20 protein-coding genes are annotated in these 22,006 nt (G+C 61.5%); 9 read left to right on the top strand and 11 right to left on the bottom strand.

What is annotated here, in order from left to right; genetic code table 11:
* Nucleotides 1–102 precede the first annotated feature (102 nt).
* The 7 genes from argC (at nt 103) to KUV39_RS03900 (ending at nt 6,428) form a co-directional block, all read left to right on the top strand.
* Entirely contained in the window at nt 103–1,131 is a 1,029-nt protein-coding gene (gene argC / locus KUV39_RS03930) for an N-acetyl-gamma-glutamyl-phosphate reductase (RefSeq protein WP_008561179.1), read from the top strand.
* Nucleotides 1,132–1,182: 51 nt separating this feature from the next.
* Nucleotides 1,183–1,629 (top strand): cytochrome c maturation protein CcmE, encoded by a 447-nt coding sequence (gene ccmE, locus KUV39_RS03925; protein WP_222458982.1) that lies wholly within the window; start codon nt 1,183–1,185, stop codon nt 1,627–1,629.
* A gap of 107 nt (nt 1,630–1,736) precedes the next feature.
* Nucleotides 1,737–2,348 carry a holin-associated N-acetylmuramidase gene (locus tag KUV39_RS03920; protein WP_222458981.1) on the top strand — a complete coding sequence of 204 codons (612 nt, stop codon included), beginning with the start codon at nt 1,737–1,739 and terminating at the stop codon, nt 2,346–2,348.
* Between the two features lie 5 nt (nt 2,349–2,353).
* Nucleotides 2,354–2,932, top strand: coding sequence for a holin family protein (locus KUV39_RS03915; protein WP_222458980.1), 579 nt, complete (start codon nt 2,354–2,356; stop codon nt 2,930–2,932).
* A 140-nt stretch (nt 2,933–3,072) separates the two neighbouring features.
* Entirely contained in the window at nt 3,073–5,037 is a 1,965-nt protein-coding gene (locus tag KUV39_RS03910) for a heme lyase CcmF/NrfE family subunit (protein WP_222458979.1), read from the top strand.
* Nucleotides 5,034–5,513, top strand: coding sequence for a cytochrome c-type biogenesis protein (locus tag KUV39_RS03905; protein ID WP_046210351.1), 480 nt, complete (start codon nt 5,034–5,036; stop codon nt 5,511–5,513). Before KUV39_RS03910 ends, KUV39_RS03905 begins: the two co-directional genes overlap by 4 nt.
* 138 nt (nt 5,514–5,651) lie before the next feature.
* The gene (locus tag KUV39_RS03900; protein ID WP_008561226.1) at nt 5,652–6,428 is read left to right on the top strand and encodes an enoyl-CoA hydratase-related protein; all 777 of its coding nucleotides are present in this window, start codon (nt 5,652–5,654) and stop codon (nt 6,426–6,428) included.
* Nucleotides 6,429–6,510: 82 nt separating this feature from the next.
* Here the strand turns inward: KUV39_RS03900 and KUV39_RS03895 are convergent, their stop codons facing one another.
* The 3 genes from KUV39_RS03895 to gltX form a co-directional block, all read right to left on the bottom strand.
* Nucleotides 6,511–7,410, bottom strand: coding sequence for a calcium-binding protein (locus KUV39_RS03895; protein ID WP_222458978.1), 900 nt, complete (start codon nt 7,408–7,410; stop codon nt 6,511–6,513).
* Between the two features lie 269 nt (nt 7,411–7,679).
* Nucleotides 7,680–8,975 carry a citrate synthase gene (locus tag KUV39_RS03890; RefSeq protein ID WP_008563188.1) on the bottom strand — a complete coding sequence of 432 codons (1,296 nt, stop codon included), beginning with the start codon at nt 8,973–8,975 and terminating at the stop codon, nt 7,680–7,682.
* Between the two features lie 127 nt (nt 8,976–9,102).
* Nucleotides 9,103–10,503, bottom strand: coding sequence for a glutamate--tRNA ligase (gene gltX, locus KUV39_RS03885; protein WP_046210349.1), 1,401 nt, complete (start codon nt 10,501–10,503; stop codon nt 9,103–9,105).
* A gap of 79 nt (nt 10,504–10,582) precedes the next feature.
* Between gltX and KUV39_RS03880 the strand changes: the two genes are divergently transcribed.
* On the top strand, nt 10,583–12,652 hold the full coding sequence (locus tag KUV39_RS03880; protein WP_222458977.1) for a ComEC/Rec2 family competence protein: 2,070 nt from the start codon (nt 10,583–10,585) through the stop codon (nt 12,650–12,652).
* A 282-nt stretch (nt 12,653–12,934) separates the two neighbouring features.
* Here KUV39_RS03880 and lexA read toward each other — a convergent pair whose 3' ends face one another.
* From lexA to KUV39_RS03845, 7 genes are all read right to left on the bottom strand, one after another.
* Nucleotides 12,935–13,615 carry a transcriptional repressor LexA gene (gene lexA / locus KUV39_RS03875; RefSeq protein WP_222458976.1) on the bottom strand — a complete coding sequence of 227 codons (681 nt, stop codon included), beginning with the start codon at nt 13,613–13,615 and terminating at the stop codon, nt 12,935–12,937.
* 190 nt (nt 13,616–13,805) lie between these two features.
* Nucleotides 13,806–14,978 (bottom strand): molybdopterin molybdotransferase MoeA, encoded by a 1,173-nt coding sequence (locus KUV39_RS03870; protein ID WP_222458975.1) that lies wholly within the window; start codon nt 14,976–14,978, stop codon nt 13,806–13,808.
* Nucleotides 14,979–15,449, bottom strand: a complete 471-nt coding sequence (gene moaC / locus KUV39_RS03865) for a cyclic pyranopterin monophosphate synthase MoaC (RefSeq protein WP_037302343.1) — start codon at nt 15,447–15,449, stop codon at nt 14,979–14,981.
* Nucleotides 15,449–16,261 (bottom strand): indole-3-glycerol phosphate synthase TrpC, encoded by an 813-nt coding sequence (trpC, locus tag KUV39_RS03860; protein WP_008561865.1) that lies wholly within the window; start codon nt 16,259–16,261, stop codon nt 15,449–15,451. The genes moaC and trpC overlap by 1 nt, the downstream gene beginning before the upstream one ends.
* A 14-nt stretch (nt 16,262–16,275) precedes the next feature.
* Nucleotides 16,276–16,929, bottom strand: coding sequence for a uracil-DNA glycosylase (locus KUV39_RS03855; RefSeq protein ID WP_222458974.1), 654 nt, complete (start codon nt 16,927–16,929; stop codon nt 16,276–16,278).
* Complete coding sequence (trpD, locus tag KUV39_RS03850; protein WP_222458973.1) at nt 16,926–17,954, bottom strand: anthranilate phosphoribosyltransferase; 1,029 nt, start codon at nt 17,952–17,954, stop codon at nt 16,926–16,928. The genes KUV39_RS03855 and trpD overlap by 4 nt, the downstream gene beginning before the upstream one ends.
* Nucleotides 17,951–18,532: an anthranilate synthase component II gene (locus KUV39_RS03845; RefSeq protein ID WP_222458972.1), complete on the bottom strand. Its 582-nt coding sequence runs from the start codon at nt 18,530–18,532 to the stop codon at nt 17,951–17,953. Before KUV39_RS03845 ends, trpD begins: the two co-directional genes overlap by 4 nt.
* Nucleotides 18,533–18,731: 199 nt before the next feature.
* Between KUV39_RS03845 and KUV39_RS03840 the strand changes: the two genes are divergently transcribed.
* Nucleotides 18,732–20,342, top strand: a complete 1,611-nt coding sequence (locus KUV39_RS03840) for a divergent polysaccharide deacetylase family protein (protein WP_222458971.1) — start codon at nt 18,732–18,734, stop codon at nt 20,340–20,342.
* A 138-nt stretch (nt 20,343–20,480) separates the two neighbouring features.
* On the opposite strand, the gene trpE is transcribed toward KUV39_RS03840, so the two are convergent.
* Nucleotides 20,481–21,992: an anthranilate synthase component I gene (trpE, locus tag KUV39_RS03835; RefSeq protein WP_050672334.1), complete on the bottom strand. Its 1,512-nt coding sequence runs from the start codon at nt 21,990–21,992 to the stop codon at nt 20,481–20,483.
* Between the last annotated feature and the right edge of the window lie 14 nt (nt 21,993–22,006).

Below are 22,006 nucleotides of genomic sequence, written 5' to 3'. Positions count from 1 at the left end.
CCTTGACCTCAGACAAATCCGGTCGGGACCATTCCCTGTTATCACCGCCGCAAGCCTGCGTTTGCGGACACTGCATTTACCCAAAGGTCAAAGAGGTCTCACATGACCCATAAAGTAGCTATCCTTGGTGCCTCCGGATACACTGGCGCCGAACTGGTGCGGCTGATCGCCCAGCACCCGAACATTGAAATCGCGGCCCTGTCTGCGGAACGTAAGGCCGGTATGACCATGGCCGAAGTGTTCCCGCATCTGCGCCACATGGATCTGCCTGTTCTGTGCAAGATCGATGAAATCGACTTTACCGGTATCGACCTGTGTTTTTGCGCACTGCCGCACAAGACAAGCCAAGAGGTGATCGCAGCCCTGCCAAAAACGCTGAAGATCGTCGATCTGTCAGCGGACTTCAGGCTGCGCGACCCGGCAGAGTATGAAAAATGGTACGGCAACGCCCATGCGGCCCTCGATCAGCAGAAAGAGGCGGTTTATGGCCTGACCGAATTCTACCGGGAAGAGATCAAATCCGCCCGGCTCGTTGCGGGCACGGGCTGCAACGCGGCCACCGGTCAGTTTGCGCTGCGCCCGCTGATTGCGGCTGGTGTGATTGATCTGGACGACATCATTCTCGATCTGAAGTGTGCGGTTTCGGGGGCGGGGCGTTCGCTCAAGGAAAATCTGCTCCACGCTGAACTCAGCGAGGGCTACAACGCCTACGCGATCGGTGGCACCCATCGGCATTTGGGCGAATTCGATCAGGAGTTCTCCAAACTCGCAGGCCGCCCGGTCAAGGTGCAGTTCACGCCGCATCTGGTGCCCGCCAACCGCGGCATTCTGGCGACTGTCTATGTCAAAGGCGATGCACAGGCGATTTATGACACCTTTGCCAAAGCCTATGCGGATGAACCCTTTATCGAGCTTTTGCCATTTGGCGAGGCGCCGTCCTCGCACCATGTGCGCGGCTCCAACTTCTGCCATATCGGCGTGACACAGGACCGGATCGAAGGCCGCGCCATCGTGATTGCGGCGCTGGATAACCTGACAAAAGGTAGCAGCGGTCAGGCCTTGCAGAATGCCAACCTGATGTTAGGTGAGGATGAAACAACCGGCCTGATGATGGCGCCACTGTTCCCGTAAGGGGACAGCCGCCATGTCAGTGCCGTTTGCTAACAGGACAAAGAGGCCCCGATGAAGTCGCTCAAGAAACAACGCCGGATCCAGGTCATCGCGCTGACGGTTGTCGCGCTGGTGGTTGCGACGGGGCTGATTGGCTATGCGATGCGCGACGGGATCAACTTCTTCCGCTCGCCCAGCCAGGTGGTTGCCGAACCGCCCGCGGCGAGCGAGGTTTTCCGTATTGGCGGTCTTGTCGAGGAAGGCAGCATCGTGCGCGGTCAGGGCGAAACCGTGCGGTTTTCCGTCACTGACGGCGGGGCCAGCATTGCCGTGTCCTACACCGGCGTCCTGCCTGATCTGTTTTCCGAAAACGAGGGCATGGTCGGAACCGGTCGCTACGTGAATGGTGTGTTCGAAGCCTCTGAAATCCTTGCCAAACATGACGAAACCTACATGCCGAAAGAAGTGGTCGACGCTTTGAAGGAACAGGGCGTCTACAAGGAACCCGAAGGCAGCTAGCGCCCGCCAATTCCTACCCGTTGCCATATGAGCGTACGCCCTGGTCGGAGTACGCTCATTTTTGTTTGCGATCCTGTCTGTCTCACCCCGTTTGGAAGGGACAGAACATGCAGGACATCAAGGCAATTGCCGAAGACATCATCACCCGCGAAGGCGGCTATGTGGATGACCCCGATGATCCGGGCGGCGCGACAAAATACGGCGTCACCCTTGCGACGCTGCGCAGGCTGGGGCTGGATTTGACCGGTGACGGGCAGGTGGACAGGCGCGACGTGGCCTCTGTGAGCCGGAGCCAGGCTGTTGATCTATTCATCCGGCATTTCTTTGACAAGCCCCGCATCTCGGTCTTGCCGGAGGTTCTGCAGCCATCGGTGTTTGATATGTATGTGAACGCAGGTGACAACGCCGTGCGGATCCTGCAGCGGTTGCTGGCGACGATGGGATATGAGGTGGCGGTCGACGGCCGCATCGGCCCGCAAACCGCAAGCGCGGCCCGCGCCGCCGCAGAAATCGGGCGAACCTCGCTGCGCGATGCCTATGGCGTGGCACGGCGCAATTACTACTTTCGCATCGCCGATCGCAGACCTGCCAGCCGCAAGTATGCCCGCACCCGCAAAGGGGGCAAAGGCGGCTGGATCTTGCGGGCCGAGGCATTTGTTTCGCCGCGCTATCATCTCAGCCCGGCTGAATTTCAGGCCCGTGTGGCAGAATGGGGGTAGGGGTGATGCGGCTGTTGACGAGATTGATTGCCGACACGCTGCGGGCGCTGTTTGGTGGGGGGCGTAATGTGGTGGCCGAAACGGTCGAGGTGTTTCGCGAAAACGCCGAAGGGGCAGCGCTGCGCAGTGAGGCCCGCCATGAGGCTGCGATGGCGCAGTTTGCGGCCGAGTTCTCCCGCGACCGGCGCAGTTGGTTTGACCGGCTGATGGATGGGGTGAACCGCCTGCCGCGCCCTTTGCTTGCGCTGTCGACCCTGGGGCTCTTGGCGGCTGCGATGGTTGATCCCTTGTGGTTTGCAGCCCGCATGCGCGGCCTTGCGTTGGTGCCAGAACCCCTGTGGTGGCTTTTGGGCGTTGTGGTGTCGTTTTACTTTGGCGCGCGTCAGCAGGTGAAACACCAAAGCTTTCAGCGCGATATTGCCGCGCAACTGGCAAAGGCCCGCCGCGTGGCAGACGATATCGCCGAGATCGACACCCTTCGCACAACCGCGAAAGACGCAGCAACGCCGCCGCCGCAGGCGCCGATAGCCGCTGCCAATCCCGCCCTTGGCCAGTGGTTGCGAGACCGCGATGAGACGAGATGACCCGCCTGTACGACCCGGCAAGCTGTGCTAAATTATGCGCAATGGCCAACCCCTTGTCCGGGGTTGGTTCCCTCTCACTGCGGCGTGAGGACGCGCCGATTGCGATTGGCGGCCATTTCGCTTCGCCCTATAGATAGCCCATGATTACAGAACTCGGTCACTTCGCCCTCATCCTCGCTTTTGTGATTGCCATCGTTCAGATGGTGGTCCCGCTTATCGGTGCGCATTTCCGCTGGCCCGGCTGGATGTCGGTAGCAGAGCCCGCTGCGCAGGCGCAGTTTTTCTTTACGGCCTTCGCCTTTGGCGCGTTGACCTGGGCGTTTATCACCTCGGATTTTTCGCTGCGCTTGGTGACGCTCAACAGCCATTCCGCAAAACCGATGCTTTACAAGATCTCGGGCACTTGGGGCAACCACGAGGGCTCCATGCTGTTGTGGGTGCTGATTGTGAGCCTGTTTGGCGCGGTCGCGTCGGTGTTCGGCGGTGGCTTGCCACCCACGCTCAAGGCGCGGGTGCTGGCGGTGCAGGCTGCGATTGGCGTGGCGTTCTTTGCCTTTATCCTGTTCACCTCAAACCCGTTTCTGCGGCTGGCAGTGCCGCCCTTTGACGGGCAGGATCTGAACCCGCTGTTGCAGGATCCCGGTCTCGCCTTTCACCCGCCGTTTCTGTACCTCGGCTATGTGGGCCTTTCGATGGCGTTCTCCTTTGCCGTTGCGGCCCTGATAGAGGGGCGCGTGGATGCGGCATGGGGGCGTTGGGTGCGTCCCTGGACGCTGGCGGCGTGGATTTTTCTGACCATCGGCATCGCTCTTGGCTCTTGGTGGGCCTACTACGAGCTGGGCTGGGGTGGCTTCTGGTTCTGGGATCCCGTGGAAAACGCATCCTTCATGCCCTGGCTATTGGCGGCGGCGCTGCTGCATTCCGCGATTGTGGTCGAAAAACGCGAGAGCCTCAAAAGCTGGACCATCCTCTTGGCGATCCTCGCGTTTGGCTTTTCGCTGATCGGAACATTCATTGTCCGTTCCGGCCTCCTGACGTCGGTTCACGCCTTTGCCAACGACCCGGAGCGCGGTGTCTTCATCCTGATCATCCTGGCGTTCTTTACCGGTGGCGCGCTGACCCTGTTCGCGGCCCGCGCGCAGGCCATGCAGGCCAAGGGCGTCTTTGGCGTCGTGAGCCGGGAGACAGCGCTGGTTGCCAACAACATCCTGCTGGCGGTCAGCTGTTTCGTGGTGTTCTTTGGCACGCTCTGGCCGGTGGTGGCTGAAATGGCCTTTGACCGCAAGCTGAGCGTTGGCCCGCCGTTCTTTGATGCAGCCTTTACCCCCTTCATGGTGGTTTTAGGGCTAATCCTGCCTGTGGGCTCCATGTTGCCGTGGAAACGGGGCGTGCTGGGGCGCACCATGTGGCGGTTGCGGTTTGTCTTTGTGCTGGCTGTTGCGCTTGGTGTGCTGGCCTGGGCGATGCAGACCGGACGCTCCGGGCTTGGACCAATCGGCCTGTTCCTCGGCGCCTGGGTGGTGTTTGGGGCCTTTGCCGATCTTTGGCTGCGGGCGGGCAGCTCCGACCGGTTGGGGCGTCTGATCCGGATGCCGCGCGCTGACTGGGGTAAGGCGGTTGCACATGCTGGCCTTGGGGTCACGATTTTTGCCATTGCGGGTCTGACCGCATGGGAGGCCGAAGATATTCGCGTGGCTGAGCTGAACAAACCCTTCAACGTCGGCAGCTATACGCTGGAGTTGCAGGACGTGCGCCGGGTGCGTGGCCCGAATTACATCAGCACCATGGCTGATATCGAAGTCACCCGCGCAGGCAAATTCGTGGCGTTGCTGAACCCGGAAAAACGCGACTATCCGGTTGCGCAGATGCCCACGACAGAGGCGGCCATCGATTACCGTTTCCTGCGGGATCTTTATGTCGTCATCGGTGATCAGCAGGACAACGGCGGCTGGACCGTGCGGACCTATATCAAACCGCTGGCCAACTGGATCTGGGGCGGCAGCCTGTTGATGGCGCTTGGCGGTCTGCTGAGCCTGAGTGACCGGCGTTTCCGGGTTGCAGCCGGCGCCCGCCGCAGCCACCGCGAAGGAGTACCTGCAGAATGATCCGTTCCCTGTTGCGTGCCGCGGCGGTTGCCGCGCTTGTCCTGCAGCCGATCGCACCTGCCTATGCCGTCCAACCCGATGAGGTGCTGGCAGATCCCGCGCTAGAGGCGCGGGCGCGGGAGCTGTCCAAAGACCTGCGCTGTCTGGTCTGCCGCAATGAAAGCATCGACGAGAGCAACGCCGATCTGGCCCGCGACCTGCGGCTGTTGGTGCGTGAACGTCTGGTGGCAGGCGACAGCAATGAAGAGGCGATGGACTTCATTGTGGATCGCTACGGTGAATACGTGCTGCTGAGCCCACGCGCGACCGGTGCCAACTGGCTGCTTTACGCGGCTGGGCCGATCATGCTTGTGCTGGCGCTGATCATGGCGGGCGTGTACCTGCGCGGGCGCAGCAATACCAAAGCCGAAGAGGACGCGGTGCAGGCGCTGAGCGAACAGGAAAAAGCACAGCTCGATCGCATCCTCAAGGACTGATGCCAGGGCGATGTTGGGTCAAGTTGGGGCCGCCGTGACAACGGCGGCTCTTTTCGGTTGGGGTTACGCGGCGTTTGCCTTTTCCTGCCGGGCTCCTTAGGCAAATCTGCGACAAACGATTAACGGCGAGGCCCATTGATGGATTACAAGGAAATTCAGTATTCGCTGGCGGATGGTCTGGCCATCGTCACGCTGAACCGCCCGGCAAAGATGAATGCGTTGACGGGCCTGATGCGGGCTGAAATCACCCATGCGATGCAACGCGCAGGCAAGGAAGCACGAGCGGTGGTCATCACCGGGTCCGGCAAATCCTTCTGCTCCGGTCAGGATCTGTCGGATGCTGCGAGCCAAGGCAAGCTGGATCTGGAACGCACGCTGCGCGATGAATACACCCCAATGCTGGAGGCGATCTACAACTGCCCGGTTCCGACCATCGCCGCCGTGAACGGCCCGGCTGCGGGGGCAGGTGCCAACCTTGCCCTTGCTGCGGATGTGGTGATCGCCAGCGAGAGCGCCTATTTCATGCAGGCTTTTGCACGGATCGGCCTGATGCCCGATGCGGGGGGCACCTGGTTCCTGCCGCGTCAGATGGGTATGGCCAAGGCGATGGGCGCGGCGCTGTTTGCCGACAAGATCACGGCCCAGCAGGCCAGCGATTGGGGAATGATCTGGGAAGCTGTGGCTGACGACAGTTTTGACGCCCATTGGCGCGCCCGTGCGGCCTATCTTGCTGGTGGTCCGACGCGTGCCTTTGCTGCGATCAAGACCGCGATCCGCGATGGCTATGGCAACTCTCTGCCGGAACAGCTGTCCGAAGAAGCCCACCTGCAGGGGGAATGCGGCAAGACCCGTGACTTTATGGAAGGTGTCACAGCCTTTATGGAAAAACGGCCCGCGAAATTCGAAGGCCGCTGATCCGGGGTCAATTCAGCGCTGAACAAAAAAGCCGCCTTTCCAGATGGAAGGGCGGCTTTTTTATACCTAGCTGCAGGTTGGATCAGGATGCGAGCTCAACCAGGGAGACGTGATCTTCGACGTTGAAGTCGCTGCCTGCATTGACCAGGCGGACCACTTCCACACCATCGGCAACAAGGAATGCGTCGGTGCCGCCGTCGTCGTTGTCGCGTGTCACGACGTCCAGCTCGGGTGCGGCTTCGCCAGCGACATAGTAATAGATCATCCGGTCATCACTGGCGGTGAAATCCGTGATGGTGGCCTGATCGCTCTCGTCATTCATCCATACGCCTGTCTCAAAGACATCATCGCCCCGACCGCCTGTTACGGTGTCGTCCTTGCCAAAGACCACGGCATCATCGCCAGCACCGGCATTGATGGTGTCGCCCTGATCGTCGGTGTCATTGCGAATGTCATACTCCAGCGTGCTGATGACTTCTTCCTGGGATGACGCCGTCAGACGACCCTGAAGCAGGTCCTCATATTTGCCTTCGTCAAAAATGCCCGAGCCGACGATGGTATCATTGCCCTGACCACCCACCAGGTGGTCTTCGCCGCGGCCATCAACGAGGATATCGTCACCAGCATTGCCGCGCATGAAATCATCACCGTTGCCACCGACGATGACATCATTGCCCTCGCCGCCAAACAGATTGTCATTGGCAGAGCCGCCATCAATGGAGTCGTTGCCTTCGCCACCTTCAACGGTGTCGTTGCCGCCGCGTGCGTCGATGTTGTCGTCGCCTTCGCCGCCCGAGATGACTTCGTTACCGGAGGTGCCCAGCAAGAGATCCCCAAGCTCGCTGCCGTTGATTGCCGGGCTCTCGTTCTGGCCGGTTTCGGATTCATTATTGCTGGCGTCGCTGGTATCGTCGTCACCGCTTTCGTGAAGAATGATACCCGCAAGAAGGCCGACACCAAGCATGGTCATGAGTGCAATCACCGGAGCATCTCCCGCTAAGGTTTAAATAAAAATGTACCTAGGGGATAAGGTTGTTCTGCCCTGCAGTCAAAGAAAACGGGGCGTAAGCCCCTAATATCGTGGAAAAGAGGTTAACCAGGTTTCCAGCCAGCGAACAATATTACGGCCGAACGGGGATTGTTTGGATTTGTCATTGCCGATGTCCGTTCACCCACAGATTGCAGAGTGAGGCATAAAAAAACGCTGCCCCAAACAAGGGACAGCGTTGCAATCAAATCGGGGTCGAAACCTTAGCGGTTTTCGATGTCCACGTAGTCGCGCATGGTTTCGCCAAGATAGAGCTGGCGCGGGCGACCGATCTTGTTCTGTGGGTCTGCGATCATCTCTTTCCACTGCGAGATCCAGCCGACGGTGCGCGACAGCGCGAAGATCGGGGTGAACATCGAGGTCGGGAAACCCATCGCTTCCAGAATGATGCCGGAATAGAAGTCGACGTTGGGGAACAGTTTCTTCTCGATGAAATACTCATCGTTCAGGGCGGTCTGTTCCAGTTCCTTGGCAACCTGCAGAAGCGGGTTGTTTTCGACGCCCAGCAGTTCCAGAACCTCGTCGGCGGACTGCTTCAGCACCTTGGCACGCGGGTCGGTGTTTTTGTAGACCCGGTGACCAAAGCCCATCAGGCGGAACGGATCATTCTTGTCCTTGGCGCGGGCGATGAACTCAGGGATGCGATCGACGGTGCCGATTTCCTTGAGCATTTCCAGACATGCCTGGTTCGCACCACCATGTGCCGGACCCCAGAGGCAGGCAATACCGGCAGCAATACAGGCAAACGGGTTCGCCCCGGACGAGGACGCCAGACGCACGGTCGAGGTCGAGGCGTTCTGTTCGTGATCTGCGTGCAGGATAAAGATGCGGTCCATCGCGCGGGCGAGGATCGGATCAACATGGTATTCTTCTGCCGGAACAGAGAAGCACATGTGCAGGAAGTTCGCCGCATAATCCAGATCATTGCGCGGGTACACGAAGGGCTGGCCGATCGAGTATTTGTAGGCCATGGCGGCGATGGTCGGCAGCTTGGCGATCAGACGGATCGCAGCCACTTCGCGCTGCCAGGGGTCGTTGATGTCGGTGGAGTCGTGGTAGAAGGCCGACATTGCACCAACAACGCCCACCAGGGTCGCCATCGGGTGCGCATCCCGGCGGAAGCCGCGGAAGAAGTTGTGCATCTGCTCATGCACCATTGTGTGACGGGTCACACGGGTTTCGAAATCTTCCAGCTGCGCTGCGGTCGGCAGTTCACCGTAAAGCAGCAGATAGCACACTTCGAGGTGATGGGATTTGGATGCCAGTTGGTCGATCGGGTAGCCGCGGTGCAGCAGCTCGCCCTTGCCACCGTCAATGTAGGTGATGGTGCTGTCGCAGCTCGCGGTCGAGGTAAAGCCCGGATCGTATGTGAACACACCGGCCTGGCCATAGAGCTTGCGGATATCCAGAACATCGGGCCCGGCGGTCGGCGAGAAAATGGGAAGCTCGTAAGTTTCGCCATTCAGGCTGAGCTGGGCGGTTTTCTGTGTATCGGTCATCGATATCCCTTCCTGATACAGGCACGAAGGCGGCGTCAATTCCGCCTCGTGCAGGCGCACCTGCACGATAATTCGCGCAGGTGAGGTCATAGCGGCCACAGCTTACCCGGCAGTTAATGCGGTGGGTTCAGCCGGTGGCGTCGGAGAGTCGGGCCAGCGTTTCGTCCTGGCCCAGAATCAGCATCATGTCGAAAACTGAAGGGGTTACCGCACGACCGGCCAGCACGGCCCGCAAGGGGGCGGCCAGCTTGCCGAACTTGGTTCCCTGCGCTTCTGCAAATGCGTTCAGCAGCGCCTCCAGATCGTCTCGGGTCCAGCTAGCATTTTGCAGCTGCGGCGTCAATTCTTTCAGTATACCGTCGGATACATTTGCCAGCGCTTTTGCCGCTTTCTCATCCTGCTCAACCGGGCGGGATGTCAGGAGAAAATGCGCCTTTTCAAGGAGCTCTGGGAACGTCTTGGCGCGATCCTTCAGGCAATACATGCCCCGTTCAATATCATTTGACTGAACGTCACTCAGTTGTGGCTTGCCTGCCGCTGCGAGATAGGCCTGAATTTCATTCCGCAACGCAGCATCTTCGCTGATCGCGATGTGCTGACCGCAGAGATTTTCCAGCTTCTTGGTGTCGAAACGGGCAGGGCTCTTGCCGATGCCGTCGAGGTCAAACCATTCGCGTGCCTGGGCATCGGTGAAGAACTCATCGTCGCCGTGGCTCCAGCCCAGACGGGCCAGATAGTTGCGCATGCCAGCGGCTGGATAGCCCATCGCCTGATATTCCTGCGCGCCAAGTGCGCCGTGACGTTTGGACAGTTTCTTGCCATCGGGGCCGTGGATCAGCGGGATATGGGCCCAAACCGGAATATCCCAGCCCATCGCCTGATAAATCATCATCTGGCGCGCCGCATTGTTGAGATGGTCATCGCCGCGGATCACATGGGTGACACCCATGTCATAGTCATCCACGACAACCGCCAGCATATAAACCGGTGTTCCGTCCGAGCGCAGCAGGATCATGTCGTCCAGCTGGTCATTGCGGATGGTCACATCACCCTGCACTTCGTCCTTGATGACGGTGACGCCATCCTGCGGGGCCTTGATGCGGATCACGTAGGGCGCATCTGGGTGATCGGCCTCTGCCGCATCCCGCCAGGGCGAACGATAAAGCGTTGATTTGCCTGCGGCCTTGGCCTCTTCGCGGAAGGCGGCAATTTCGTCCTGCGTGGCAAAACACTTGTATGCCTTGCCTTCAGCCAACAGTTGCTTGGCGACCTCGGCGTGGCGGTCTGCGCGTTCAAACTGGCTGATCACCTCACCATCGTGATCCAGACCCAGCCAGGACATGCCTTGCAGGATGGCTGCTGTCGCTTCCGGGGTCGAGCGTTCACGGTCGGTGTCTTCGATCCGCAGCAGGAACTTGCCGCCGCGACCACGGGCGTACAGCCAATTGAACAGCGCAGTGCGCGCGCCACCGATGTGCAGATAGCCGGTGGGAGAAGGGGCGAAGCGGGTGACGACCGGTTTGGACATTTGGGTGATTTACCTTTTGGAAACCATAAGAGAGCTAGTTTTGTCGCCTGTCTACCGAGCCAAACGGCAAGGAGCAAGCATGGGCGCCCTGAGTGGTCTGGAACGGCTGCTGCAATCCCAGCGCGGGGACCTGTTTCCTTGGGTTCCGGTCCTATTCGGCTGCGGCATTTTGTGGTTCTTCTCGCTTAAGCATGATCCAACACAGACAGAGCTGTGTCTTCTTGCAGCGAGCGCCGCGCTCGCCTGTGTCGTCCTGGCAATTCGTCGTGGTCGCGGGCTCAGCGCCTTTGCTGCCATGGCGCTCTTGGTGGGGGTGGCGGGCTTTGGTGCGGCGCAGCTGCGCGCCTCCCTGGTTGCCGCGCCAGTTCTGGAGTTCCGGCTTTATGGCGCGGTAGAGGGCAGGGTGGTCGGCACCGATCGCTCTGTTCGTGACCGTCTGCGCGTAACGCTTGATCAGCTCCGTATCGATCGGTTGGCGCCGCAGGGCACCCCCGCGCGTGTTCGGATCAGTCTTGCTGATGGGGTTTCTGCGCCTGCCATTGGCGCCACGGTGATGACCACCGCCCATCTGATGCCACCGCAAGGCCCGGTTGAGCCGCGCGGGTTTGATTTTCGCAGGCATGCGTGGTTTCAGAAATTGGGGGCGGTCGGTTACACGCGGGTGCCTGTCTTGCTGGTGGAGGAACCGGGGGGCGATCTTGCCATTGCGCGGATGCGGGCGGCGCTCTCTGGCGCGATCCGTAGCCGCATGGCGCCCGAGACCGCAGGTTTTGCCGCAGCAATCACGACGGGCGAGCGTGCAGATATACCGCAGGCAGAGCTCGACGCCCTGCGCGCCAGCAATCTGGCCCATCTTCTGGCGATTTCCGGCTTGCACATGGGTCTGCTGGCTGGGGTGGTCTTTGGCGGGATCCGTCTGGGCTTTGCCCTGATGCCTCCAGTTGCGATGCGCCTTCCTGTCAAGAAACTGGCGGCTCTTGTGGCCCTTGCAGCGGCCGCATCCTACCTGCTGATCTCTGGCGGCCAGGTTGCTAGCACACGGGCTTTTGTCATGGTTGCGGTCATGCTGTGTGCTGTGGTGCTGGATCGTCGGGCGCTGTCCCTGCGGGCCGTGGCCCTGGCGGCGTTGCTGATCCTTGCGTTACGCCCCGAGAGCCTGCTTGGCCCCGGCTTTCAGATGAGCTTTGCCGCGACAACGGCGTTGATCGCGGTGTTTTCGGCCCTGCAGGCATGGCAGTTGCCGCCCTCTGTGTGGTGGGCGCGGGGGGCTGTCGGCGTTGTTCTGTCGTCGGTGGTGGCCGGGATCGCAACGGCGCCCTTTGCTGCGGCCCATTTCAACCAGCTGTCGCAGTTCGGGTTGCTGGCCAATGTGCTGGCGGTGCCGGTGATGGGGCTTTTGGTGGTGCCCTCTGCGGTTCTGGCGCTGTGTCTGGCGCCTATTGGTGGTGGCTGGATTGGTCTGTGGGGCATGGACCTTGGGATCCGCTGGATCCTGTGGGTTGCGGGTTGGGTCGCGGGCATGGACGGCGCGGTGCGACCGGTGGCAATGCCGCCCCCATCGGTGCTGGGGCTGATTGCATTTGGGGGTATCATGCTTGCCGTCTGGCGCGGGCCTTTGCGATGGAGCGGCACCATCGCCATCTGCACCGGGTTGCTGATCTGGGCGCAGGCCAGCCGACCCGTCGTGCTGATTTCTCCGGAAGGCGGGATGGTGGGCGTCATGACAGAGCAGGGGCGCGCCCTGTCGCGCAGCCGTGGGCAGGGGTTTGCGGCAAGCCGTTGGGCAGAAAACGACGGGACGTTGTTGACACAAGAGGATGCCGCCGCGCTCTGGCCTGATCCGGCTGCGTTGCCGGACTGGGGCTATTCCCTGAAGGGGCGGCACGCGGTTCTGGCGCTGCCTGATGGGGCGTGGCTGATCCACGTCATGGGCAAGGCCGCCCATGCGGCGCCCATTCCTTGCGTCCCTGACATCATCGTGGTGAGCGACCGGGCGGATAAATTGCCGTTGACTGGCGGCTGCCGAGTTATGGATGCGATCACGCTTCGAAAAACCGGATCTCTCGCGCTGCTTGCAGATGGGCGCTGGCTGACCGCGCGGGAGGTTGCCGGTGATCGGGCCTGGACGCTGCGCGACCAAGGAGAGTGAGGCGTGACCACGGTGAGCGGGAGAAAGGCGCCCCAATAGGACGGCACCGCGGGCCCTTTGCTGCTGTTTGGCTGTGGCGGGGCAAGGGGGGATGACGAACAAAGCGCGGATGACGACCGCGGTGTCAGGATGCCAGACTGCTGCGCCAATCACAGCAGTCTAGATCACCTTGCGGGCAGATCGTCCCAACTGCCCGCGAACTCTATCCGCCAACTCCGCGGCCGCAGCAATCAGCGCGGGCTGTGAGCAAAACCAGTCAACCCCAATCAGCCAAGGGGCAGATCAATAGGTTCGGATCAATCCGACCAGACGGCCCTGCACCTTGACCTGATCCTGACGATAGCGCCGGGTTTCATAGGCGGGGTTGGCCGCTTCAAGGGCGACAGACGTGCCTTTGCGATAGATCCGCTTCAGCGTGGCCTCTTGCCCCTCAACAAGGGCAACAACCACATCGCCATCATCCGCGACAGAGGTTTCGCGGATCACCACGATATCCCCATCGTTGATGCCCGCCTCGATCATGGAATCCCCCCGTACCTCCAGCGCAAAGTGCTGGCCCTGGGCCGACAACATAGAGGCAGGTACAGCGACCTGATGCGAAATCTGGTTGATTGCCTCGATCGGGACACCGGCAGCGATGCGGCCCATCACCGGCAGTTCCATCGCTGCAATGGTTGCAGCGGCCGGCGCGGTGCCCTGATTTGCGGGGGTGGGTGCCTCGGCCACATCCTCGGCCGCGCCGCCCAGACTGTCCGGAAGGCGAATGATCTCGATCGCGCGGGCGCGATGGGCGAGGCGGCGGATAAAGCCCCGCTCCTCCAACGCGGTGATCAGCCTGTGGATCCCCGATTTTGATCGCAGGTCCAGCGCAACCTTCATCTCGTCGAAACTGGGCGGAACACCATCTTTTTGCAGGCGGGTGTGGATGAAATCCAGCAAATCCAATTGCTTCTTCGTCAGCATGACGTTCCTCTCACAGCTCGATGTTTCCTTTTGTTCTACGCATGTTCCCGTTTTGTGTCAACGTCTGCCGCCAGAAAACCTGCACAAAAGCGTGCAGTTGACCCGCGATCCTGCGGGTCATCCTGTGGTTCAGGCGGGTATAGAGGCGCGGCGCCGCCAGGTTTTTAGGATCGGCGCTGGCGTCTGGCGTTTAGATCGGCAGGTAATTGACGCGCTCGCCAGTGGCGCGGGCGCCATCCTTGGGCGGGCGGACCACCAGCACATTTGCCTCTGCCAAAAGGGTCAGCCGCGCGCTGTCCTGATCGTCGAAAACGTGCACTGACTGGCCATCGAACCGACCACGCATATAGTGCTGTCGCGGGCCGTTTTCCGATACGGGATGGGCAAGCGGCGCGGTGAGCAGCGCAGGTGTATCTGTCCCGAGACCGAGCATCGCGCGCAACATTGGCAAGATGAAGATATGCCCGCAAACCATTGCTGAAACAGGATTTCCGGGCAATCCTACCATAGCGCTTTGGCCAAGTGTTCCGGCCATCAGTGGTTTGCCCGGCCGCATCGCCACCTTGTAAAAGGCGCGCGACATACCAAGGGTTTCGGTGACACCCGCGACCAGATCGTGATCGCCGACAGATGCACCTCCGATGGTCACGATCAGGTCTGCGTCCTGCGCCAGTTCAAATGCCGTGCGAAGATCGCTTTCCGTGTCCCGCGCAATAGGCAGGATGCGGACCCGCGCCCCTGCGGCTGTCAGCAATGCGTCAAGCCCAAAGGTGTTGGACGCGATGATCTGATCCGGTCCGGGTGTGTCGCCAGGCAGGACCAGTTCGTCACCGGTAGAGATGAGGGCGACCGTTGGCTGTTTGCGCACCGGCACCTGGGCAATGTTCATGGCAGCGAGAAGGGCGATATCGGCCGAGCCCAGAACACGGGGGGCATCCATGGTGGTGCCGATCTGGAAATCGCCGCCCTTAGGGCGAATGTTGGTCGATGTTCCCGGGTGATCTGCGATGGTGATCAGGTTTCCGCTTCGGCTGATATCTTCCTGAATGACGACGAAATCCGCGCCTTCAGGAACTGGAGCGCCAGTGAAAATCCGAACGGCCTGACCGGCGCCGACACGCCCGGTAAACCCGTGACCCGCCGCGCTTTCGCCAATGACCTTGAACATCGCGTCTTTCTCGACCTCAGCCGACTTGAGCGCGTAGCCGTCCATGGCTGATGCGGCGAATGGGGGTTGATCGCGCTTGGCCGAGACGGGCTCTGCAAGAACCCGACCTGCGGCAGCGCGCAGCGGCACAGTCTCTGCCGCCATCGGGGTAACCAGATCAAGAAGCGTGTCGAGGGCGTCGGAAACTAAGATCATTTATGCCTCGTATCTTCCTGATTTTCCGCCATCTTTCAGGATTACGCGGATGCCACCAATCTCCATCGCCTTATCAACCGCTTTGGCCATGTCGTAGACGGTCAAGGCTGCGGTTGAGACGGCGGTCAGGGCTTCCATCTCAACTCCGGTTTGGCCGGTGGTTTTTACTGTGGCTTCCACGCGCACACCGGGCAGATCCGGGTCGAGGGTCAGCTCGACCGCAACCTTGGTCACCGGAAGCGGGTGGCAGAGCGGGATGAGATCCGGAGTCTTTTTCGCACCCATGATCCCCGCGAGGCGGGCAACAGACAGAACATCCCCCTTTTTCGCGCGACCTTCTGAAATGATATCAAAGGTTTCCTGCGCCATCGTGATGTGGCCTTCGGCAGTAGCGATGCGGGACGTCACGGCCTTGTCCGAGACATCAACCATATGGGCATCGCCCTTGCCATCAAAATGGGTCAGCGCCATCACATTGCTCCCGGCATCAGCGGATTGGCTAGGATTTCGCGGGTGGCGGCAGTCACGTCATCTTTGCGCATCAGGCTTTCACCGATCAGGAACGTGCGCGCGCCATAGCGGGCCATATCCGCCAGATCGGCGGGGGTGGACAGCGCGCTTTCGCACACGATTGTGCGGTCCACAGGAACCAGGCGCGACAGCGTGCGGGTGGTGTCGAGCGTGGTCTCAAATGTCTTGAGATTGCGGTTGTTGATGCCAAGCAAAGGTGATTTCAGTTTGCAGGCGCGGTGCAGTTCTTCCTCGTCATGGACCTCCAGCAGGACATCCATATCCCATTCAAAGGCAGCGGCTTCCAGTTCAGCGGCCTGGGCATCGGACACAGAGGCAAGGATGATCAGGATACAATCCGCCCCCAGCGCGCGGGCCTCTGCGACCTGATAGGTATCATACATGAAATCCTTGCGCAGGGCTGGCAGAGAGCAGGCATCGCGCGCCTCGGTCAGGAAGGATTTGGCCCCCTGAAAGCTGGGCGTGTCGGTCAGGACGGACAAACAGGTGGCACCGCCGGCTTCATACGCCTTCGCAAGCGCAGCCGGATGGAAATCTTCGCGGATCAAACCCTTGGAAGGGCTGGCTTTTTTGATTTCGGCAATCAGACCATAACCGTCGCGGCTGGCGTTCATCAGCGACTTGGCAAAGCCGCGAACGGGGCTGGCCTCGCGGGCTTCTGCCTCAACCGCTTCGAGCGGTTTGGCGGCCTTGTCGGCGGCGACCTCTTCCAGCTTGTAGGCCTTGATCTTGTCCAGCACTGTTTCAGTCATCTTGACGCCTCCGGTCACGCGTTCCAGTCGATGGTTGGCTGAGACTGCTCTGTCAGCCAACGGTTTACTGTCGAAAAGGGGCGCGAGCCGAAAAAGCCGCGCCGCGCTGACAGCGGTGAGGGGTGAGCGGTCCTCAGGATCAGGTGATCGCCCGGTTGAATATATTTTTCAAGCCCTTGGGCCTGTTTCCCCCACAGAATATAGGCGGTTGGGCGGCGACTGGACAGGGCCAGCACCTCATGTGCGAGCCGCTGCCAGCCAAGCGCCTTGTGCCCGTTGGCTTCCCCTGTAGGCACCGACAGAACGGTGTTGAGCAGCAAGACACCTTGGCGGGCCCAGCCGCGCAGGTCGCCAGACGGTTTCACGACGCCAACATCATCCTGCAACTCTTTGAAAATATTATTCAAAGATCGGGGGAGCGGGCGCACGTCAGGCGCAACGGAAAAGGCCAGCCCGTGGGCGTGGCCGGGGGTCGGATAGGGGTCCTGCCCCAAGATGACAACGCGGGTTGCCTCGGGCGGTGTCAGGGACAATGCCGCCAGCCGCTGCTCTGTTGGTGGCAGGATAACGCGCGGATCTTCAGCTACCGCTTGCGCGATAGCTGGGTAACTCTCGGTGAAAAACGGCAGTTCGGACCAGCCGCCCAGGCCCGCCAGATCGGCGCTCATTTGTTGGCGGCGGCCGTGGTGATGCGGGCGACGGCCTCGATCTTGCCGCGAGCAGCGCCGCTGTCGATGCTGGTGCGGGCCATCTCGGCGCCGGTTTTCAGATCGCTTGCCGCACCCGCAACCACCAGGGCCGCGGCAGAGTTCAGCAATACGGCATCGCGATAGGCAGAGGGTTCACCAGCCAGAAGGGCCTCAAACGCCTTGGCGTTTTCTTCGGGCGTTCCGCCGACGATGGCCTCGAACGGGTGGGGCGGCAGGCCTGCGTCTTCGGGGTGGATTTCCATTTCTGTCACGCTGCCATCGGGGTTCAGGGCGGCAACCCAGCTGACGCCGGTGATTGTCAGCTCATCTGTACCATCCGAGCCATGCACCAGCCAGGCCTGCTCTGATCCCAGTTTGCCGAGCGTTTCAGCCATCGGGCGGATCAGATCGCGGCTGAACGCGCCGGTCAGCTGGCGTTTGACACTGGCTGGGTTGGTGAGCGGGCCAAGAATGTTGAAAATCGTCCGCGTGCCAAGTTCCTGCCGGGTCGGCATTACATGGGCGATGGCCGGGTGATGCATGGGCGCCATCATGAAACAGATGCCCGCTTCGCGCAGGGCCTGTTCGGCCACCTTTGGCCCGACCATGACGTTGATGCCCATCTGGCCAAGCGCATCCGCCGCGCCGGATTTCGACGACAGGTTGCGGTTGCCGTGTTTTGCAACAACGGTTCCGGCCCCCGCGACGACAAAGGCGGTCGCGGTTGAGATATTGAGCGTGCCCTTGCCATCACCGCCGGTGCCGACGATGTCCATCGCACCCGCTGGGGCCACGACAGGGTTGCATTTGGCGCGCATCACGGCGGCGGCGGCGGCATATTCATCCACCGTTTCACCACGGGTGCGCAGGGCCATCAGCAGGCCGCCCATCTGGCTGGGTGTGGCGTTGCCTTCAAACAGGTGGGTAAAGGCGGCTTCGGCTTCGTCGCGGCTCAGAGCGCGATCCGCTGCAGCGTCGATCAGCGGCTTCATCTCATTGCTCATGCGGGCACCTTCATCACATCGAGGAAATTCTGCAGCAGCTTGTGGCCGTGCTCTGAGGCGATGGATTCCGGGTGGAACTGCACGCCGTGGATTGGCAGGCTCTTGTGCTGGAGCCCCATGATGGTGCCGTCTTCCAGCTCTGCCGTGATTTCCAGACTGTCAGGAAGCGTGTCGCGGTCCACCACGAGAGAGTGATAGCGCGTGGCCTCAAACGGTGTGGGCAGACCCGCAAACAGACCGATGTTCTTGTGGTGCATGCTCCCCATCTTGCCGTGGACGATGTCCTTGCAGCGCACGACATTGCCGCCAAATGCCTGACCGATGGTTTGATGGCCCAGACAAACCCCCATCAATGGTGTCTTGGTTTCTGCTGCGGCTTCGGTCAAGGCCAGGCAGATGCCCGCCTGATCCGGATCACAGGGGCCAGGGGACAACAGGATACCCGCTGGCTTCAGCGCCATGGCCTCCTGAACGTTGAGCGCGTCATTGCGGTGGACCTGCACATCAGCGCCCAGTTCCCCCAGATAATGCACGAGGTTGTAGGTAAAGGAGTCATAGTTGTCGATCAGCAGCAGCATAGTCGCGGGGCTCGTTTAAGGGCTGGCGGGCCGGGGCCGCGCCGCAGTATAGTGGTCGGGACATACATGTTCAGGGTTGCGCGGCAGCGTCAAGTCCACATCACTGCATCTGGGGCCGCATCGGGGTTCTTGACGCAGAGGTGAGCGTCTGACCAAAAGAACGCAACCGTTCCAGAAGGCAGCGAGAGGCAGATCAGACATGCGAGGGTTTCTTGGAGGCGTGAGTTTCGGGGCCTTGGTGGCCGCAGTTGGTGCGGTTGCCTGGTCGCTGTCGGTGCCGCTTCCGCAGTCTGTTGAGGTGAGCGTTGCCGAACCTGCCCGCGCACCGGTGACAGATCCGGCAGACAGCAGCCCGGTCGAGGATGTGGGCGCAGATCCTGATCTGGTTGAAACGCCTCCCGCGGCGCTGGATCCGCAGGTAGTGGGCGATGATCTGACGGCCCTTTCTGAGGCGGAGACCGCAGGTGGTGCGCGTCCGCAGGTCGGCACCACCGCAGGGAGCGTTGGCGACGCGCCAGGAGGCGTTGGCGCGCCCGCGATCGATATCGCCCGCGATGCCCCCGTGACCCCCGTTGATGCATTGCCCGCGCCGGATGCTCCGGGGCAGGAGCAGGATCTGGTGGTCTCTACCGAGCCCGCCCAACCCCCGGCACCGACAAGCCCGGCGCAGGATCAAAACCCGCTTGGCGAGACCACGGCGGAACCACGGCCAGAAAGCCCCGGCGAGACGGTCACTGATCCATCGACATCACCAGCGTCATCTGATGGCACTCAGGGTGCGACGGCCTTGCCCGCGCCGGATGTGGCGAGCAGCACCCCCGGTCTGGCCGCGCCTGATCTTGGCGGGCCGAGCCTGGGCTCTGTGCCCGATCCGACCGCGACGCCGCTTTTGCCAGGCCAGGGCCAGCCCGCACCTGAACAGGTGGGCACCCAGATACCAGAGGTGGCCGCGCAGGAGAGCGATGACAGCGGCGTCCAGCCGAGCCGGATCGCTGCCCTGCCGACCACAACCAACACCGGCGAAGCGGTAGAAACCACGCGCCCCCGCATCGGGACGCCTGCCGGTTCGCTGGTGGACCGCGACCGGACGGACGAGGGGACAGAGCCTGCAAGCGTCGCGCCCCGTGGGCTTGATCCATTTGTGGCCAATGCCGAAGCGTTTACCCCTGAAGAGGGCCGCGCGCTGATGTCGATCGTCTTGATTGATGATGCGGATGCCATCGGCGCCGAGGCGTTGCAGGATTTCCCCTATCCGCTGACCTTTGCGCTGGATCCCGATGATCCGCGCGCAGTGGAGAAGATGCGCGCGCACCGCGCTGCGGGGTTTGAGGTCATGGTGATGGCGGATCTGGCGCGTGATGCCTCTCCGCAGGATGCAGAGACAGCACTGGCTGTCTGGCTGGATCAGCTGCCGTCCTCTGTTGCGGTGCTGGAAGGCGTTCAGACCGGCTTTCAGGGCAACCGCCCGTTGGCAGACCAGATGGCGGCAGCGCTGGACGCGATGGGCTATGGAATGGTGACGCAGGACGCCGGGCTGAACACCGTCCAGAAACTGGCGCTGCGCAACGGGATGCCGGCAGGTGTGGTGTTCCGCGACTTTGACGGGGCTGGGCAGGATCCACGCGCAATCCGCCGGTTTCTGGATCAGGCCGCGTTTCGTGCGGGGCAGGAGGGGGCTGTGATCATGCTGGGGCGTGTGCAACCCGATACGATTTCCGCGCTCTTGCTTTGGGGGCTGCAGGATCGCGCGAGCCGGGTGTCCCTTGCGCCGGTGTCCGCCAGTCTGCGGGCGAAGCTGCCCACCGAGTAAATCGGCTGTTATCCCTGCGGATGACAGTTGGACCAGAAAAAAGGCGCCGCTCCGATTGGAGCGGCGCCTTTTGCCTTCGGCGAGTGTATTTGGGGAAAGATGACAGGGCGCGGGCGTGGCCCCTGTCAGCCTTGTGTCTCAGCCATTTCCGTTGCCGGTAAAGCGCGCGGCGTCCGCTGCAGCGCGGCGGATGGCGTTGGATTTATGGACGGTCTCCATATACTCGGCCTCCGGGTCGCTGTCGTAGACGACACCGCCGCCAGCCTGGATATAGAGGTTCTGATCCTTGACGATGGCAGTGCGCAACGCGATGCACATGTCCATGTCGCCGCCTGCCGAGAAATAGCCGACACCGCCACCGTAGATGCCGCGTTTTTCCGGCTCCAGTTCGTCGATGATTTCCATTGCGCGGACCTTGGGCGCGCCGGAGACGGTGCCTGCGGGCATGCCCGCAAAGAAGGCATCCAGCGCGTCCTTGTCCTCTGCCAGTTCGCCCACGACGTTGGAGACGATGTGCATCACGTGGCTGTAACGCTCGATGATGAACTTCTCGGTCGGGCGGACGGTGCCGATCTTGGCGACCCGTCCGGTATCGTTGCGGCCCAGATCCAACAGCATCAGATGCTCTGCCAGCTCTTTCTTGTCGGCCAGCAGATCGGCCTCCAGCGCCTTGTCCTCTTCGGGCGTGGCACCGCGGGGGCGGGTGCCTGCGATGGGGCGGATGGTGACCTCCTGCCCGAAGACGCGGACCAGAATTTCCGGGCTTGCGCCAATCACCTGAAAGCCGCCGAAGTTGAAGTAGAACATGAAGGGCGACGGGTTGGTGCGCCGCAGCGAGCGGTAGAGCGCAAAGGGCGGCTGTGGGAAGGCTTGCGTCCAGCGCTGTGCCGGCACCACCTGGAAGATGTCGCCTGCGCGGATATAGTCCTTGGCCTTTTCCACCGCAGCCATATAGCCATCCTTGGTGAAGTTGCTCACCGGTGGGGCCACCTCATGGGCATCGCCCAGATCGCGGCTTTCGGCGGGCATGGCGCGTTCCAGATCACGCACGGCATCCATCACCCGTTCAGCGGCCTGGGCGTAGGCGGCCTTGGCAGTCTGGCCTTCGCTGACCCAGGCAGGAGAAACCACCGTGACCTCGCCCTTGACGCCATCCAGCACCGCAATCACGGAGGGCCGCAGCATCAGCGCATCAGGCAGGCCAAGCGGATCGGGGTTCACGTCGGGCAGATGCTCTACCAGACGGATCATGTCGTAGCCAAGATAGCCAAAGAGGCCCGCCGCCGCCTGAGGAAGGTCATCAGGCAGGTTGATCCGGCTTTCAGCGATGATGTCGCGCAGCCGGTCCAGCGGGTTGCCGTCCAAGGGGGTAAAGGCATCGGCATCAAAGCGGGCATCGCGGTTCAGTTCAGCCAGCTCGCCCCGGCACCGCCAGACCAGATCGGGTTTCATGCCGATGATGGAGTAGCGTCCACGCACCTCTCCGCCGGTCACGGATTCCAGCATGAAGGCGTCTTTCTGCGCGCCTGTCAGCTTGAGCATCAGCGACACAGGTGTGTCGAGATCGGCGGCAAGGCGGGTGTAGACAACCTGGTTTTCACCGGCCTCGTAGGCTTTGGCGAAAGTGTCGAAATCGGGGGTCAGGGCCATGGGTCGCGTGCCTT

It is taken from the genome of Phaeobacter italicus (assembly GCF_019801785.1).
Classification (GTDB): domain Bacteria; phylum Pseudomonadota; class Alphaproteobacteria; order Rhodobacterales; family Rhodobacteraceae; genus Phaeobacter; species Phaeobacter italicus.
The sequence above is the reverse complement of the archived record's forward strand: the minus strand, read 5'-3'. Positions and strand labels throughout refer to the sequence as shown.